At 63.6% G+C, this 15,522-nt stretch carries 12 protein-coding genes; 7 read left to right on the top strand and 5 right to left on the bottom strand.

All coding sequences use genetic code 11. The features are described from left to right. Positions 1-83 precede the first annotated feature (83 nt). A complete protein-coding gene (locus NE850_RS13985) occupies positions 84-1,226 on the top strand; it encodes a glycosyltransferase family 4 protein (protein WP_165184575.1) in 1,143 nt (380 codons plus the stop codon). A 57-nt stretch (positions 1,227-1,283) separates the two neighbouring features. Further along, positions 1,284-2,645 (top strand): glycosyltransferase WbuB, encoded by a 1,362-nt coding sequence (locus tag NE850_RS13980; protein ID WP_165184578.1) that lies wholly within the window; start codon positions 1,284-1,286, stop codon positions 2,643-2,645. 31 nt (positions 2,646-2,676) lie between these two features. Here NE850_RS13980 and NE850_RS13975 read toward each other — a convergent pair whose 3' ends face one another. Then, entirely contained in the window at positions 2,677-3,177 is a 501-nt protein-coding gene (locus NE850_RS13975; RefSeq protein ID WP_165184580.1) for a hypothetical protein, read from the bottom strand. Between the two features lie 185 nt (positions 3,178-3,362). Here NE850_RS13975 and NE850_RS13970 point away from each other — a divergent pair, with 185 nt between their 5' ends. Further along, positions 3,363-3,983 carry a DapH/DapD/GlmU-related protein gene (locus tag NE850_RS13970; RefSeq protein WP_165184583.1) on the top strand — a complete coding sequence of 207 codons (621 nt, stop codon included), beginning with the start codon at positions 3,363-3,365 and terminating at the stop codon, positions 3,981-3,983. Positions 3,984-4,205: 222 nt separating this feature from the next. Next, positions 4,206-5,945, top strand: coding sequence for an FAD-dependent oxidoreductase (locus NE850_RS13965; protein ID WP_165184585.1), 1,740 nt, complete (start codon positions 4,206-4,208; stop codon positions 5,943-5,945). Positions 5,946-6,066: 121 nt separating this feature from the next. On the opposite strand, the gene NE850_RS13960 is transcribed toward NE850_RS13965, so the two are convergent. Next, positions 6,067-7,281 carry a glycosyltransferase gene (locus NE850_RS13960; protein ID WP_165184587.1) on the bottom strand — a complete coding sequence of 405 codons (1,215 nt, stop codon included), beginning with the start codon at positions 7,279-7,281 and terminating at the stop codon, positions 6,067-6,069. Further along, complete coding sequence (locus NE850_RS13955) at positions 7,278-8,771, bottom strand: O-antigen ligase (RefSeq protein WP_165184590.1); 1,494 nt, start codon at positions 8,769-8,771, stop codon at positions 7,278-7,280. The genes NE850_RS13960 and NE850_RS13955 overlap by 4 nt, the downstream gene beginning before the upstream one ends. 378 nt (positions 8,772-9,149) lie before the next feature. Here NE850_RS13955 and NE850_RS13950 point away from each other — a divergent pair, with 378 nt between their 5' ends. Continuing rightward, a complete protein-coding gene (locus tag NE850_RS13950) occupies positions 9,150-10,301 on the top strand; it encodes an acyltransferase (RefSeq protein WP_310698867.1) in 1,152 nt (383 codons plus the stop codon). Between the two features lie 120 nt (positions 10,302-10,421). Here the strand turns inward: NE850_RS13950 and NE850_RS13945 are convergent, their stop codons facing one another. Next, a complete protein-coding gene (locus NE850_RS13945; RefSeq protein WP_405044835.1) occupies positions 10,422-11,612 on the bottom strand; it encodes a glycosyltransferase in 1,191 nt (396 codons plus the stop codon). A gap of 341 nt (positions 11,613-11,953) precedes the next feature. Between NE850_RS13945 and NE850_RS13940 the strand changes: the two genes are divergently transcribed. Then, the gene (locus NE850_RS13940; protein ID WP_165184599.1) at positions 11,954-13,207 is read left to right on the top strand and encodes an oligosaccharide flippase family protein; all 1,254 of its coding nucleotides are present in this window, start codon (positions 11,954-11,956) and stop codon (positions 13,205-13,207) included. Further along, entirely contained in the window at positions 13,207-14,280 is a 1,074-nt protein-coding gene (locus NE850_RS13935; protein ID WP_165187331.1) for a glycosyltransferase family 4 protein, read from the top strand. The genes NE850_RS13940 and NE850_RS13935 overlap by 1 nt, the downstream gene beginning before the upstream one ends. A 55-nt stretch (positions 14,281-14,335) precedes the next feature. On the opposite strand, the gene NE850_RS13930 is transcribed toward NE850_RS13935, so the two are convergent. Then, a complete protein-coding gene (locus NE850_RS13930) occupies positions 14,336-15,463 on the bottom strand; it encodes a hypothetical protein (RefSeq protein WP_165184601.1) in 1,128 nt (375 codons plus the stop codon). Positions 15,464-15,522: the final 59 nt, after the last annotated feature.

Below are 15,522 nucleotides of genomic sequence, written 5' to 3'. Positions count from 1 at the left end.
GCCGTAAAGGACCGCCTGGAACGCTATGCATGCGCACCAACGCGCGATGCACGCAGGACGATTTTTCGAGGAGTGGCATAAAAATGACAGCGTCAGTCACGATCTTCCACAACGTGGTGTGGTCGCGCCACAAGGGTGTCGTGTTTTCCGCCTTGCATAACATTTCGGCTTCCGGAGCGATTCGCTATTCGATGGTGCAGATCGCGGATACGGAGCACGACCGCGTCGGTTTTTCCGACGTCGATTATTCGTTTCACCGCTATCCGATGCAAAAGCTCTTCGACGGCTGCTACGAAGACGTGCCGACCATGAAGCTAATCGCGCGGCTCACGTGGGAAGTCTTGCGCACCAAGTCGGATCTGATCGTGCTGCCCGGCTACCACCGGCCCGAATATTGGGCGATGCTCGCAGCCTGCATCGTGACCGGAAAACGGCGCGCGGTGTTCTGCGATTCGACCGCGCGCGACCGGCCCAAGAAGCTGCTGACGTCGATTCCCAAGCGTGTGTTTTTCTCGCTGTGCGACGGCTATTTCGGTTTCGGCGAGCGCAGCCGCGAGTATCTGCTGTCGCTCGGCGCGAAGCGCGACAAGATTTTCGTGCCGTGCCAGGCGGCCGCGCTGCCGGGTTCGTTTTCGCCGGAACGTGCGCTAGTCGAGCGGGTCGCCGCTCGCGCGGGTAATCCACCGGTGTTTCTGTTCGTGGGACGCCTGTCCGAAGAGAAAGGTATTGGCACGCTGATCGAGGCGCTTGCCGGATTGCGGCGACGGATTCCGGCGGCGAAGCTGCGCATTGTCGGCACCGGCCCGATGGCCGACGTGTTGCATGCGAAGGTGGCCGAGCTCGAACTCGGCGACGCGGTGACGTTCGTCGGCAGTTTGCAGGACGAGCCGCTAACACAGGAGTATTACGGCGCAACCTGCATGGTCCTGCCGAGCTACAGCGAACCGTGGGGACTGGTGGTCAACGAAGCGCTCGCGCACGGTTGCCCGGCGGTGGTCAGCGAGAGCTGCGGCTGCGTGCCGGAACTGGTGATCGACGGGGTGAGCGGCTACGCGTTTACAGCGGGCGACGTCGCCGGGCTGCAGCGCACCATGCTCAAGGCAATGGAGGCGTTCGCCGATGCGGGCGGCACCGCGCGACGGTGCATGGATGTGATTCGCCGTTTCGACCCGCCTTCCGCGGCTGCCAATATCGCCCGTGGTTGTGCGTTGATGTTGAGCGATTGAGTCGCCCCGCACAACCGCGTCGCGCGCACGAAGCCCTAACCCGTTCTGGCAGTCACGATGAAGATACTGATCTACGGCATCAACTATGCGCCTGAACTGACGGGGGTGGGCAAGTACACGGCGGAAATGGCCGTGCTGCTGGCTGAGCGCGGGCATGAAGTGCGCGTGGTGTGCGCGCCGCCGTATTACCCCGAGTGGCGCGTTGCAGAGGGCTACGCGTCGTGGCGGTATCAGCACGAGACGCGCGACGGCGTGGCGATCTGGCGCGCACCGCTGTGGGTGCCGTCGCGCCCGAGTGGCCTGAAGCGCATGCTGCATCTGGCCACTTTCGCGGCGACTTCGTTACCGTTGCTCGCATGGCAGGCGCTGTGGCGTCCGCACGCGGTGATGCTGATCGCGCCGACCTTGATGTGTGCGCCGGCCTCGCTGATGCTCGCGCGTATCACACGCGCGAGTGCATGGCTGCATATTCAGGACTACGAGGTCGATGCGGCCTTCGATCTGGGTCTGCTGAAAAGCTCGCGCGCGGCCCGCACGGCACGCTGGATCGAAAGCGCGTTGCTGAAGCGCTTCGATGCGGTGTCGTCGATTACGCGGCAGATGAGTGCGCGCGCGACGGCCAAGGGTGTCGATGCATCGAAGGTGGTCTGCCTGCCGAACTGGGTCGATGTGTCGACTATTTTCCCGCTGGCACGGCCGAGCGAGTTCCGTCGTCTCCTCGGGATTCCCGCGGAGCAGAAAGTGGTGCTGTACTCCGGCAACATGGGCGCTAAGCAGGGCATTGAAACACTCGCCGACGCGGCGGTCGCGCTCGCCGCCCGTCCCGACCTCACCTTCGTGTTCTGTGGCAGTGGCGCCGCGAAAGAGAATCTGCTCGAACGCTGCTCCGGTTTGACGAATTGCGTGTTCATGCCGCTGCAACCGGTGGAACGCCTGAACGAACTGCTCAATCTCGCCGATATTCACGTACTTCCGCAACGCGGCGACGCGGCGGATCTGGTCATGCCGTCCAAGCTCACCGGAATGTTCGCGAGCGGCCGCGCAACCATCGCAATGGCGCGCCGAGGCACGGCACTCTACGAAGCCGTGGCGCCGCGCGGCGTGGTCGTGCCGCCGGGCAACGTGAAAGCGCTGGCGGCGGCGATCACCGTACTGGCCAGCGATGCGGAACGGCGCACGGCGCTCGGCAAGGCCGCGCGCAATCACGCGGAGCGCGCTCTCTCGCCGGAGTCGACGATTCGTACCTTCGAGGAACGGCTCGCGGTGCTGCTGCGTGAGTCGGGGGGGAAAGATGCGAAAGGCGCGAAAGGCGCAACTCGTGCGACGGGCGCGCCATCCTCTTTTGGCCCGCGGCCTTCAGGTGCCGCGGGCCGGCCGCGAGGCAAACCGGCCACGGCGGAGGAAGCCGCGCCGGATTGATCCGGTACGCGGCCTGGTCATGAAGCTGATATCACCACGGAGAGCGATAAACGCCGCGCTTGCCCGCATAGGGATCGGCATAAGCGGCGGTTGCCGCGCCTTCGGGCGTCAGGGTAGCGGGGTTCGGGCGGCCTGGCTGGCCGGCCACGCGCACCTGGCCGTTGGCCGCCGCGGCCGGCGCTTTGCGCTGACTTTTGCCGAGCGCCGGTTGTGCGCCCTGGCCGCCGCCCAGCACCGTCATGCGTTGCGTGTCGAGCAGCGCGTTGCGCTGGGCGTCGTCGGTATTGCCTTGCATGTTGTCCGTGCCGTATGGGTTCGGTGCGCCGAGCAGCGCCTGCTCGCTGTTGCGATGCGCGGCGCGCCGGTTGGCGGGAAGCTGTGCGTTGACGCCATAGTCGTTGGTGGCGGTCGCGGCGGGAGCGGGTGCGGCCGCTGCGGGATTGGGCGCGGCATTCTGCGCGAACGCCGGCAACCCGCACGATGCGATCGCGAAAAACATCCAGGTAGCGGTGTGTCGAAGCGAGGTGGTCATCTTGTTCCCCAGGGAGATGCTGTCGGGATAAAGCTATCGTGCGCCAACCGGTACGCGTGTAGCCGCCAAAACGCTTGCCGGCACGGCCACAGTGCAAAGTCCCGCAAGGCGCCGCAACATAATGTAATGAGTTTGCCTGGCAGGCCTGCGTATGTTTACCACTGTTCGTGGTTCGGAGAAAGCTGATGGGTAACGTTGCCGACGATCCGCAGATCGGACGCGTGCCGCAAGCCGGAGGCGCGTGCGAAAACGGCCGCGTCATCGATCTGGGGCAGGCCGGAAAGGGAAACTATCAGGCAAAGCGCGGCGCGCTCGTCGAACTCATCTGGTTCGTGCTGGAAGCCTGCGTGATCAACAACAAGCTGCTGCCGCTTTCATCCGTGCGCGTTGCGTTGTTGCGCCTGTTCGGCGCGAAGATCGGTACAGGCTGCCGCTTTGTGCATCCGCTGCGCGTGAAGGCACCGTGGAATCTCGAAGTGGGCGACAACTGCTGGTTCGGTGTGGATGTCTGGATCTATAACCAGACGCTGATTCGCATCGGCTCGAACGTGTGCATTTCTCAAGGCACGTTCCTCACCGCCGGCTCACACGATATGAGCACCACGATGGATCTGCACGTCGCGCCGATCGTCATCGAGGACGGCGTCTGGATCACTTCGAAGTGCGTGGTGCAAATGGGCGTGACGATCGGCCGTTCGGCGGTCGTGACACCTTCGTCGGTCGTGCATCGTTCGCTGGAGGCCGAGGGCGTGTACGGCGGAAATCCATGCCGTTTTATCAGGAAACGGTTCGACTCCGTGACCTGAGCCACAGACATAGAACCACAGCGTTCGTACGCTGGGGAGGCCGAGGTCGTATTGCCGGAATGTGGGTTGCCGCAAAGGGATTGTCGCGCTATCTGGCGAGCGGCATCCGCTGGCGGTTGCAAAGCAGGGTCCGGTTGCGACGTTTGCGTGGCCTGGTTGCCAGCGCTGGCTGGCGAACCGTGACGCGCTCAGGAAATGCGTGAAGAAGATGGGGAGTAGGGGATGTTCATCGATACGCGTACTGTTGAACAAAACACGGTCATTGAAACGACGGTCTGCATCATCGGCGCAGGCGTCGCGGGAATTACGCTCGCGCTCGAAATGTCGCGGGCCGGTATCGATGCCTGCGTGCTCGAAAGCGGCGGCTTCGGACCTGACGACGCGACCCGCGATCTTTATCGCGGCGAGAACATCGGGCTTCCCTACACGTTTGCGGACGGCTCGCGCAGCCGGTATTTCGGCGGCAGCAGCAACTGCTGGGGCGGCTGGTGCCGCCCGCTCGACCCCTGGGACTTCGAAAAGCGCGACTGGATCGCGCACAGCGGCTGGCCGTTCGGGCTCGATGAACTGGCGCCTTATTATGCGCGCACGCATGAACTGCTGAAGCTCGGCCCGCAGAATTTCGACCCCGCGTACTGGGAGCGCGAGATTGGGCGCCAGGACGTGCGCCGCCTGCCGCTCGCCACCGGCGATATGCGCGATACCGTCGCGCAGTTCAGCCCGCCGGTGCGCTTCGGCAAGACGTATCGAGAAGAACTGTCGCGCTCCACGCGAGTGCGCGTGTTCCTCCATGCGAACGTGCTCAATATCGACGCCGACGCACAAGGCACGACGATTTCCGCGGTGAAGATAGGCACGATCAGCGGCCGCAGAATCTCGATGACTGCGAGGATTTTCGTGCTGGCTACAGGCGGCATTGAAAACGCGCGTTTGCTGCTCGCGTCGAACAATGTGCAGGCCGCCGGTCTCGGCAATGCCAACGATCTGGTCGGCCGCTATTTCATGGATCATCCGCGCATGATGTCGGGCAAAGTGCGCTTCCGTCCGGGCATTGCGCGTAACAAGCTGTACGACATCAAGTATCACTACCAGAATGCGGCGGTGTCGGCGCACGGCACGAAGATCTCGTCGCAGTTCGCGCCGAAACAGGAATGGATGGAGCGCGAGAAGCTGCTCAATTCACGCGTCTGGCTCTACTCGAAATGGTACGGCGAAGGCAGCGCGGGTTCCGAGGCGCTGATCCGCTGCAAGGAAGCGCTGATGGGCAAGGATCAGCCTGGCCGCAGCCTGAAGCGCGACATCGAAACCATGATTGCGCACCCGCTGCACACCGTCGGTTTCGGTTTGACGCGGCTGTTGCAATGGCCCGCGCTGATCACGGACGTGACGCTGCAGGCTATCGTCGAAGCGGTGCCCAATCCGGATAGCCGCGTGACATTGTCGGCGGACAGGCGCGACCACTTCGGCATGCCGCGCGTGCGGGTGGAGTGGCGCCTCGGCGAACAGGTGCAGCGCACTTTCGACAAGACGTTCCAGTTGCTCGCACAGGAATTGCGGATGGCGAACGTCGCGGACGTCACGCTCGACGAGCCGCTCGAAGGCCGGACGTGGCCGGCGAAACTGGAAGGCACATGGCACCACATGGGCACCACGCGCATGCACGATTCGCCGCGCGAGGGCGTGGTCGATCGCGATTGCAAGGTGCACGGGATCAGCAATCTGTACATTGGCGGCAGTTCGGTGTTTCCGACTGTCGGCGCCAATTTTCCGACCATCACGATTGCGGCGCTGGCGCTGCGTCTCGCCGGTCATCTGAAACGGCAGCTCGATTTGCCGGAGCTCGTCGGCGATACACGGGGCGAAGCGGCGAACAGCGCCGCCATGTCGCTTCAGGCGCCGCCTCAGGTCGATACGTTGCCGATCGCGGCCTCGACCTTGACGCCGTTGATGAAGGAGCAGTGAACGCGCAATGAAGACGGCCGAAGCTGGCGCGTATTGGGCGCGTTAGCTTCGGTTTGAGCGGTAGCGCCGTGAGGTTGTGAGCTTCCGCGCGGTTTGCTGCGCGTGTGATCGACCCCGCGCGTCAGCGGCTTTGCTGGGTCGCTTCGCGCAGCGTGGTGAGCGTGTTTTCGCGCACTTCTTCGTGGCTACCCTTGGACTCCAGCAGGGCAGTCAGTGAACTGACCATAGTCTCGACCCGGAAGCGCGCATTGAATGTGCGGGCCGCCTGCGCACGCATTGCTTCGCGAGCCGTGTCGTCCAGATCGAGCCAGCGTACGAGATTCTTTTCCGTACCGTCGACGGTATCCGCGGCTACCATCCCCGCGCCGTCGGCTTCGATCTCGCGCCATACGTTGACCTTGTCGGAGATCAGCGCCGGCAGTCCGCAGCCGAGCGCCTCGGCCACCGCCACGCCGAAATTCTCCTGATGCGACGGCAGAATGAACACGTCGCTCGCATGAAAAGCGCCCCACTTCAGCTCGCCTTGCAGCATGCCCGGCAGACTCACGCGATGCGCGACACCGGCTGCCTGCGCCCGGGTGCGCAGTGTCGCGCCCCAGCCGGTTTCGTCCGGACCGGCGATCACGAGGTGCAGCGTCTGATCGCGGCTGGCAATGCGTGCGAATGCGTCGATCAGCAGATCGCAGCCTTTCTTCGCGTGCACACGGCCGAGAAACAGCACGATGCGCTTGCCGCGCAAACTCGGTACGGCCTGCAGGAACGCTTGGCGCAGCGGTGCGGCTTCGAGTTGCGGCACGCTCGCGCCGAACGGCACGATGCGTTCATGCGCCTTGTACAGCCAGAACGACTGGCGCGCCCGCGTGCGCTCTTCTTCGGTCGTGAAGATGACGGCGCGCGCATCGCGCAGTACCCGATATTCGGCCCACGGCCAGTACAGCCACTTCTTCAGATGCTTGAGCGGGTAAGCCTCCTTGAACCACGGGTCCAGCATGCCGTGCACGTACACGTAATACGGCACGTCGCTGCCGTGCAGTGCTTTCCATGCCGCGAAGCCGTGGTATTGCCACAAGCCGTGGACGATCACCGCGTCGAAGCGTTTCGCGTTGGCGGCGAGCCAGGGCGCGAGGCGCTCGCTGAAGCTGTAGCGGCCCCTCGTCGGGCCGAACGCGTGGACCGGAAACGGGAAAGCCGCAAGGTAGGCCTCGCTGGGCGCGTCGCAGGTGGCCACTTCGATTTCGTGGCCGGCTTCCTGCATGGCCGCGCCACTGCGGCGAACGCCTTCAACCGGACCGCCGGCGCGTGGATCGACGCTTGCAAGCAGGTGGAGAATTTTCATCGGGCGATATCGGGTCGGTTGGAGCGATGCCTGGGCGGCGTGTGCGAAACGAGGGCGCCGAACTGGCTGGAATCGCGCGCGGTATTGGCCGTGCGCGACATGCCGAGCGTGGACGGCAGATCGGCGCGGCCCATTCCGGGTTGGATCCTGCCGGGCAATTCAGGCATTACGTCCGGACGCACGTATGGCGGGCGGCGCAAGCGCTTCGCGCGCGCCGGCAGTGCACGCTGCAAACGCGCGTGAGTGGCGATCATCAAGCCGAGCGCGACGCCGAATATCAGGCCCGAAAAACGCGGCCCGAGCGGATTGCCGCCGATCGAGGTGGCGGGTAACGCGGCAAACAGCATGATGGCGCGCCCCAGCACCGGCAACATGGGCGCGTCGGGCACAACCGAGCGCCAGTATCGATACGAGAAGAAGCAGATCGCCAGCGCCGCGAGCGTGACCAACGGCATGGCGAGGCCGAACAGCAGGCCGCCGGCGAAGAACTGATAGACCCAGAAGTTGTGTCCCGCGGCCCATTCATTGATCGCATAGAAGTCTTTCTCGCTGATCTGGCCGGCGAGATCCGGCAGATAGACCGGCGAGTAACGATAGTAATGGCCGTAGCCTTCGCCGAACCATAACGCCGCCGGGTCCGCCGTCACCTGATCGTACTGGTCACGCATTTCCGCGAGACGCGTGATGGTGGTCGGATCCTTGCCGGAGCGGGTTTCCTCGGAAGCGAAAATGCGCTGCGTCCAGTGCTCGGCGACGGTCGGGAAACTCAAGGCGGCGACGCCCGCCATGCCGGCGAGCACGGCACCGATGATGATGCTGCGGCTCATGGCGCGCCAGATATGCTGGATCGACGGCGCGCTGAGCGCCACGGCGATCAGGAACAGCAGCACGGTGCCGACCAGCACGCTGCGGGTGACGCTCAGCAGCTCAATCAGGATGCTAAGCGCGAACACGCCCACGGTAAAAAGGGAAAAACGCTTCGCCACCACGAATTCGTGCAGCAACACGCCTTGCAAACCCAGCAGGGTCACGGAGAGGATACGGAAACGCACGTCCTCGAGATCGCCGCCCGTGGCCATACCGTAGACCATGGTGAACACGAGGCTGATCACATTGGCGACGAACAGGGCTTTTTCGAACTGGCCGATGCGAAACTCGCTCCACGGGCGGCACGCCACGAGATAGCCGAGCATGAAGAGGATGAACGGCAGCAGCACCCGCAGATAGTTGCCGGAATCATTGTCCTGAACCAGTTGCGCGACGATGCTGCCGAACACGCACAGCATCATGCTCCACGTAACGGCCGAGCGCAGCCGCGAACGCTCGTGAAAGCGCGGTGCGATGAGAAGCAGAGCAATCCCCGCGGCGATCGCCGGAAGGACGAAGATGAATTGCGCGAAGTGACCTGTATTCGCGTCGGTCGCCTTATAGTCGAACGCAAGCGGTATCAGGAAAATCCATATCCAGGGCGTTGCATACTGATGACGCATTACCGATTCCTCCCCGTCGCGTTCGGTCCGCCGTCGGTCTTTAGCGGACGGTCTCGCATCGGGTTATTTTGAAGGAATCTCCACGCCCGTTAGTTGGCTGGGCCGCATTCGTCGAACATTGCCTGGGTTCTGGCGGCAACGGAAAGCGCATGCTCTGCAAGACGTGCGCAAACTTGCGTATGTTGTCGGCCAATGCCTTGAAGTTGGCGCGCACGCACGCTTGCCGACACCGAATATGCAAAAAGGGCCGTGCCCTGCGAGAGAGACTGCAACCAGCTTGCATGGGACCGGAGCAACGCGCAACTCCGGTCGACAGCATTTGCATAGGACCAGAGTAAGGCGCTGACGCGCCAACTCGGGTCGATAGGGGAGAACAACATGAAATTATTCGGCGGGGCGGGACCCGCAACAGCCGGGCGGGCGGTCGAGTTGGACTTCGTGCGCGGCATTGCCATCATTATGGTGATGGGTTTTCACTTTCATGCTGTTCATACCGGCAATTACCTCATCCAGATTATTGAGTACCCGCTGAAGAATTTCGGCCGCGAAGGTGTGAACCTGTTCTTTACGCTCAGCGGCTTTCTGGTGGGCGGGCTGCTGCTTCGGCAGTACGCCGAAACGGGCCATGTGGATGCGCGCCGTTTTATCATCCGGCGGATTTTCCGTATCTGGCCCGCGTATTACGTGCTGATCATCTTTCATGTGCTGGCCGGAAGGCACCCGTGGAATACCTTCCTGATCCAGAACCTGACTCACCTGCAGAATTATCTGGGTACGTCGATTACGCAGACCTGGAGTCTTGCGGTTGAAGAACACTTTTATCTGGTGCTGCCCGCGCTGCTGCTTCTGTTCGCGCGCTGGCGTCTCGGCGCGTGGACGATCGTCGGCGTGCTCACGGGGATCTGCGCAGTGGTGCTCACCGCGCGGTGCTTCGCCGTCGCGGGCGGCAATCTCGAGGCGGCATTCGCGTACACGCAATACCGTATCGACAGTTTGCTGGTCGGCGTGATCCTTTCCGCGATCTACTGGATGAAGCCGGGCGTCTACCACCAGCTTGCAAAGCGCAAGTGGCTGCTGATCTTCAGCGTCGTCCTGCTTTGCGCATGGCTCGCGTTCGCCACGAAGAATCTCGCACTGGATGAAAGCATCGGCTACACGATCCAGGCAATCGGCTTCGCCGCGCTGATCGTGCTGGTGCTGGAGTACTCCGGATCGCTGCGTACCTTGTGGATCTATCGCGGCGTGGCCTGGATCGGCCTCTATTCGTACGGTATTTACTTGTGGCATTCGCTCGCGCTCGCACCCGGCGACATGCTGATTCGCAAAGCGACCGCAATGGGGCTCGCGCCGAGCCTCATCTGGGTTGTCGCCCTCACGGCGCAGTTTGCGATCGCGATTGCGATCGGCTACGTGACCACGCGTGCGATCGAGTATCCGTTCCTGCTCATGCGCAACGCGCTGTTCCCGGAAAAGCGCAGCAGTTCGGTGCGCGAGGAAGTGCCCGTCACCGCCGGTGGCCAGTTGTCCTGAGTGAAAGGGAATGTGGCCGGCTACGCGCGTATCCGGCCATTGACTGACGCGCTATGTGCAGAGGCGTCCATCGTATCGATGGACGCCTCGCGTTTTTTTGGAAAGCCCGCTACTGCGTAATCAGGCCATCTGCTGCAGCAGGGTCTGCTTGAACTGGCCGAGCGTATGGCGCGACAGCAGATCGTCGCGTGCGGATGGCGCGGCTTGCGGCGCGTGCGGCCATGAAGTCATCGTTTCATTGATCGCACGGCCGATCGACGCGGAGCTCAGGTCGCTCAGAATCGGCCCCAGTTCGCAACGCCGGCTGAACCAGCCGATCAAACCGTCTTCCGTCGCGATGACGGGCTTGCCGAAGCGGTACGCCTGCACCAGCACGCCGCTCATGCCGTAGTGTCCCTTATAGCCGAGCCAGACCGCGTCGCACGCGGAGAACAGGTCGCGCTCCGTGTCGTTGGAAATGAAGGCGTCGAGTATCAGCGGCGCGGGCGTGAGGCTGCGCACGTGATTGCGCATGAAGTGTCGCGTGCCCGTGTCCTGTTCGCCGGCGACGATCAGCGTAGGCGCATGGTCGAGACGCGTGAGTGCATGCACCAGTTCGTAGATGCCTTTGCGTTCCGTGATCGCGCCGTACACCAGCAGATAGCGCTGATCGGGATCCAGTCCCAGACGCAGGCGGGCCAGCGCGGGGTTTTCCGCCTGTTCGTCGGGAAAGGGGTCGGCCACGTAGGCGATGGCCGCGCTGTGCTTAGACGTACTGCGCGCCGCCCATTCCGGCAACGTGGGGTCGATCGTCAGCAGCGTGCGCAGGCCGGCGGTGCGGATCGCGCGCTTGAAGAGCTGCGCCTTGACCGCGTTGACGAATGGACGATCGGGCGCCTTGATGCCGACCTTGTGATGATGGAACGTCGCGCGCATCGTGATGCCGATCCACGGCGTGTCGCCGAACGGCGAGCCGAGAAACGGCAGCGAGTAAAAGAAGTAATCGACGTAGGGCACCACCACGAGCCGGATTGCCTGCATGCGGCTGATGATCGTGTACACGCGCTTGAAATAGCGGTGGAAACGCCAGTATTCGTTGGGTTCGCGCAGGCGGTTGCGCGGCCGCTCCTCGGGATCGACAAAGGCGATCTGCTGATCCGGGCGGTTGGCGGCGGTGATCTGCCGCGCAAGCCGGTGATCTTCATTCGCGCATTCGGTCACGAGCATGCACGGATAGCCGGCCTCCGCGCAGGCCTGCATGGTCCACTCGACATATCGCCAGCGGTGGCCGGTGAGATTCGGTTCCACAATCAGGACATAGTCTTGTTCCATTGCGTCGGCAGCCATTTGCGTTGTGTGAAAAAGTGCCCGGACGCCGGTTCCCGCCCGGCCCTGGCTGAGCAACGTTAGCACTGCCGGAATCCGTGGAACCACTAATTTGCCCCGCTTTGTGGGTAAACGTACTAGGGGGCTCCGGCTTCGGCTGAACCAGCCTAGCTGATGGCGGTTGTTAGCGATTCTCTCGCGGTAAGGTCGTGCTTGGAATTCGATGAAAAATTTCGCCAGCTTGCTGGTGCAACCTAACCGATTATGCGCCGGCGGCGTTCGCAGCGATGCATGAAATCGCTGTGCGTGGCCGATTCGATGGCGCTGCGATTCGACGGAGAAACAGCTTGCGGGCGATCAGGCTTCCGGCGTTCTCGATGGCGGGCAGCTTCGGCGCGAGCGCGGCGACGTGGGTCCTGCTGCAACAGTTCGCCGTGCGTGGACTTGTAGCGATCAAATTCCTTGCGATTGGCCGGATGCTCGGGCCGGCGGCGATCGGCAGCGTGAGCGTGGCTTTGCTCGCGGTGGCGATTGCCGAGGCACTCTCCGATACCGGACTCGCGCAGGCGGTCATTCAGGGCGAACATCCGCCGTCGCGCTCGCAACTCGGTGCGGTGTGGACGACATTGACGGCGCGAGGCGTGCTGATCTCGCTGCTGCTGGTCGCGCTCGCGCCGTTGCTGAGCAGCCAGTTCCATCTGAACGGCTCGCTGGTGCTGATCCAGCTCGCAGCGCTGCTGCCGTTGCTGCGCGGTCTTGCTTCGCCTGCGTATTACGTGGTGCAGCGCGAGCGGCGTTTCCAGCACATCGCCGGAGTGGAAGTGGCGGCGGCGTTCACCGATTGCGCGGTCGGACTCGTGCTCGCGTATTCCGGCGCCGGCGCGGCCTCGGTGCTGATCGGTCTCGTGGCCGGCGAAAGCCTGAAAAGCACGCTGACCTGGGCGACCATGAAACCGCGCCCGCCGATCCGTGCCGTATGGTCGGGCATCGGCCACTATGTCGGCTTCAGCCGCTGGATCTGGGCAAGCAGCGTCATCAATCTGCTGCTCAACCAGTTCGACAAGGTGGTGGTCGGCAAATTACTCGGGCCGGCCCAACTGGGCAGCTATCAGATGTCGTCGCGGCTCGCGCAGATGCTGCTCGCGGATGCCGCGATCGCCATGTCGCAATACCTGTTCCCCACTTTCGCGGCGCATTACCGGCGCAATCCGCAGTCGGCCTCGCGCGTCATCAAGATTTACCTGCTGGTGATCGCGATCGGGCTCGCTGCATTCGTCGCGCTGCTCAGGCTGATCGCCGAGCCGCTGTTCTCGCTGATTCTCGGCGCGGCGTGGCTGCCGGCGGTGCCGCTCTTCAGAATCCTCGTGATCAACATGGCGATCGGTGCGTTGATCGCGGTACTGGTGGCTTACCTGCGCGCGGTGGGCGACGCGAAGGCGACCGTGCATGCGTCGGCGATTCAGGTCGTGGTGCTGCTGTTGAGCGCGCCTCCCGCCGTCCACTGGTGGGGCGTGACGGGCATTGCCTGGTCCATGACGCTGGGCCTTGGCTGCGCCGCCGCGTGGATGCTGTTCCGAACGTTGACGGCAAGGACATCATGATGCGTGTTTTTCATCTGGTCCTTGCGCCGCGGTTGTCGGGAGCCGAAGTCCTGGCCAAGGATCTCGCGCTCGACCAGTGTGCCGAGGGCATGGCGGTGTGCGTGGCTTCGCTGTTGCCGGCGCATGCAGAGTTCGCGCCGCTGCAGGACGACTTGCAGCGCCACGGCGTACAGTGCGTGTTTCCGCGGCGGCGGCATCGCGCGCTGGTCAAGTTGTGCCATCTGTTTGGCGCGGTACGGCGCTTTCGTCCGGATGTGATTTTTGCTCATGCGACCATTCCGTCGTTTTATGCGCGCGCGTTGCCGATGCGTGTGCCGGTGGTCTATGTCATGCATTCGGCGACCAACGACTTCGAGCGCCCGCTGTTCAGACGCGTCGAACATATGCTCTCGGGACGCGCCCGCGTGGTGATCGGCGTGTCGGAGCAGGGCGTGACGGACTACGTGCAGGCCATCGGGCCGCATCCTTCAATGACCGTGGTGCCGAACGGCGTGGACCTCGCGCGCTTCTCGTTTACCGACGGCGGGGAGCGCGACGGCCGCACGCCGCAAGTGGTGCAGATTGGCCGATACGCGGCGGTGAAGAATCAACTGGCGACGGTGCGGGCTTTCAGTGAAGTACTCAGAAAGGGGAAAGACGCGCGTCTGGTGTTGTACGGCGTGGTCGAAGATCCCGACTATCAGCGTGCGGTCGTCGCGCTGGCGAAGGAGCTGGGCATTGCGGAACGCGTCGTGGTAGCCGGCCCGCGCACGGATGTTGCAACTGTGCTGTCGGAGTCGAATGTTTTCGTTATGCCGTCGCAATCCGAGGCGCACAGTGTGGCTTTTCTGGAGGCGCTCGCTTCGGGCGTGCCGATCGTGGCGAGCAAGATTCCGGCCTTCGCCTTCGCGAACGGCTTTCCCGGCGTCCAGTTGGTCGATACCGACAATGTGCAATGCTATGCCGAAGCAGTGATCGCCGCGTTGGGGCAGGAGCGGGCGCAACGCTCGCTGACCGGGCTGACGCTCAGGGATACCGCAGACCGCTATCGTGCGATTGCGCGGCAGGTGAGCCTTGCCGTGCCGGCCCGTTAGCGCGCATCAAACACACCTTCGGCTCGCGGCCGGGCCGCGCGAGGCCACTGCATCATCAATGATGACTGGTCAGTTCGCGCGTGTCGGGTGCCGGTTCAGGTGCGGGCTCTGCGGGCGGCGGAATCTGGAGTTGGGTTTCGTGTTGCGCAAGTGTCACGAGGCGCTGGGCTTCCTTGCTGCTCGAATCGATCTGCAGTGCGGTGCCGGCATTGTGCGAGACGCAGTTCCATCGCGCGATATATCCGCAGCCTCGCGCCAGACTCAGCAGCGCATCGCGCTGCTGCTCGCGCGCGCTCAGTGTCGCGCGCATATTCAACGCATCGCGATTATCGGGTTGCACGGAGATCGCCGCCGCAAGGCGCACTCTGGTCGCCGACAGATTGTTCTGCTGCAGATCGGCACGTGCGGCTCTGAGATGCCTGGACACGTCCGCGCGCGGTTTGTCCGGCGGCTTGCCTGACTGGCCGCCCGGATTGCGTTTTGCATCGGGCTCGACGGATGCGACGCGGCGCGACGAAAGCGGCGGCGTAGCGGCGGCTGGCGGAACCGGCGGCGAACGCACGGGCGCGCTACGAATGGCGGCGACGGTCGTGGATTTCTGCGCGGCTGCACTGGTCGCGGGTTTTTGCGGTAGGGCGGCGGGCGGCGCCTGCGCAAGAATCGTTATGGATTTCTGAGGCGCGGCAGTCACGGATCGCTGGGTAGCCGCCGCCGCGGGCTTCTGGGGAACGACGGCAAGCGGCGCGGCATGCTGTGTCTGCACCTTGCCGGAGACCGCGATGGGGGCGCCGACTTTCGAGTCGCTGCTATGGATGAACCCCAGGTACACCGCGGATGTCACCGTCAGCACCGACGCGGCCAGCACGAGGGGTTGCCGCAGTCGCTGATAGGCGGACACGGCGACAGCCGGTTCCTCGACGAACGCATAGGAGTTGACCAGCGCGCGCGAGGACGGATTCCATAGCTTGCGCGCCGGCAGCCGGCTGTCGACCAGCGGCTGCGGATCGTTCAGTGGCTCGTTTAGCGGGACTTTCAGGGAAGAGCGCGCCGCCGCACGTGCGCCAGGTGCATCGACCGGCCGCTGATGACACGAAGGACAGGGCGTGAAACGACCGGCTAGCGGGACACCGCAGTGTCCGCATCGGGGGGAGTCGTGCTGATCGGAGGTCAAGTCGCTAAGCATCGCCGTGTCGCTAAGGGGCGTCGAATGCCGGCGCCACAATCAGAAAAACAGGGCACCGC

The sequence above is a fragment of the Paraburkholderia sp. USG1 genome, assembly GCF_031570135.1.
Classification (GTDB): Bacteria; Pseudomonadota; Gammaproteobacteria; order Burkholderiales; family Burkholderiaceae; genus Paraburkholderia; species Paraburkholderia dioscoreae.
The sequence above is the reverse complement of the archived record's forward strand: the minus strand, read 5'-3'. Positions and strand labels throughout refer to the sequence as shown.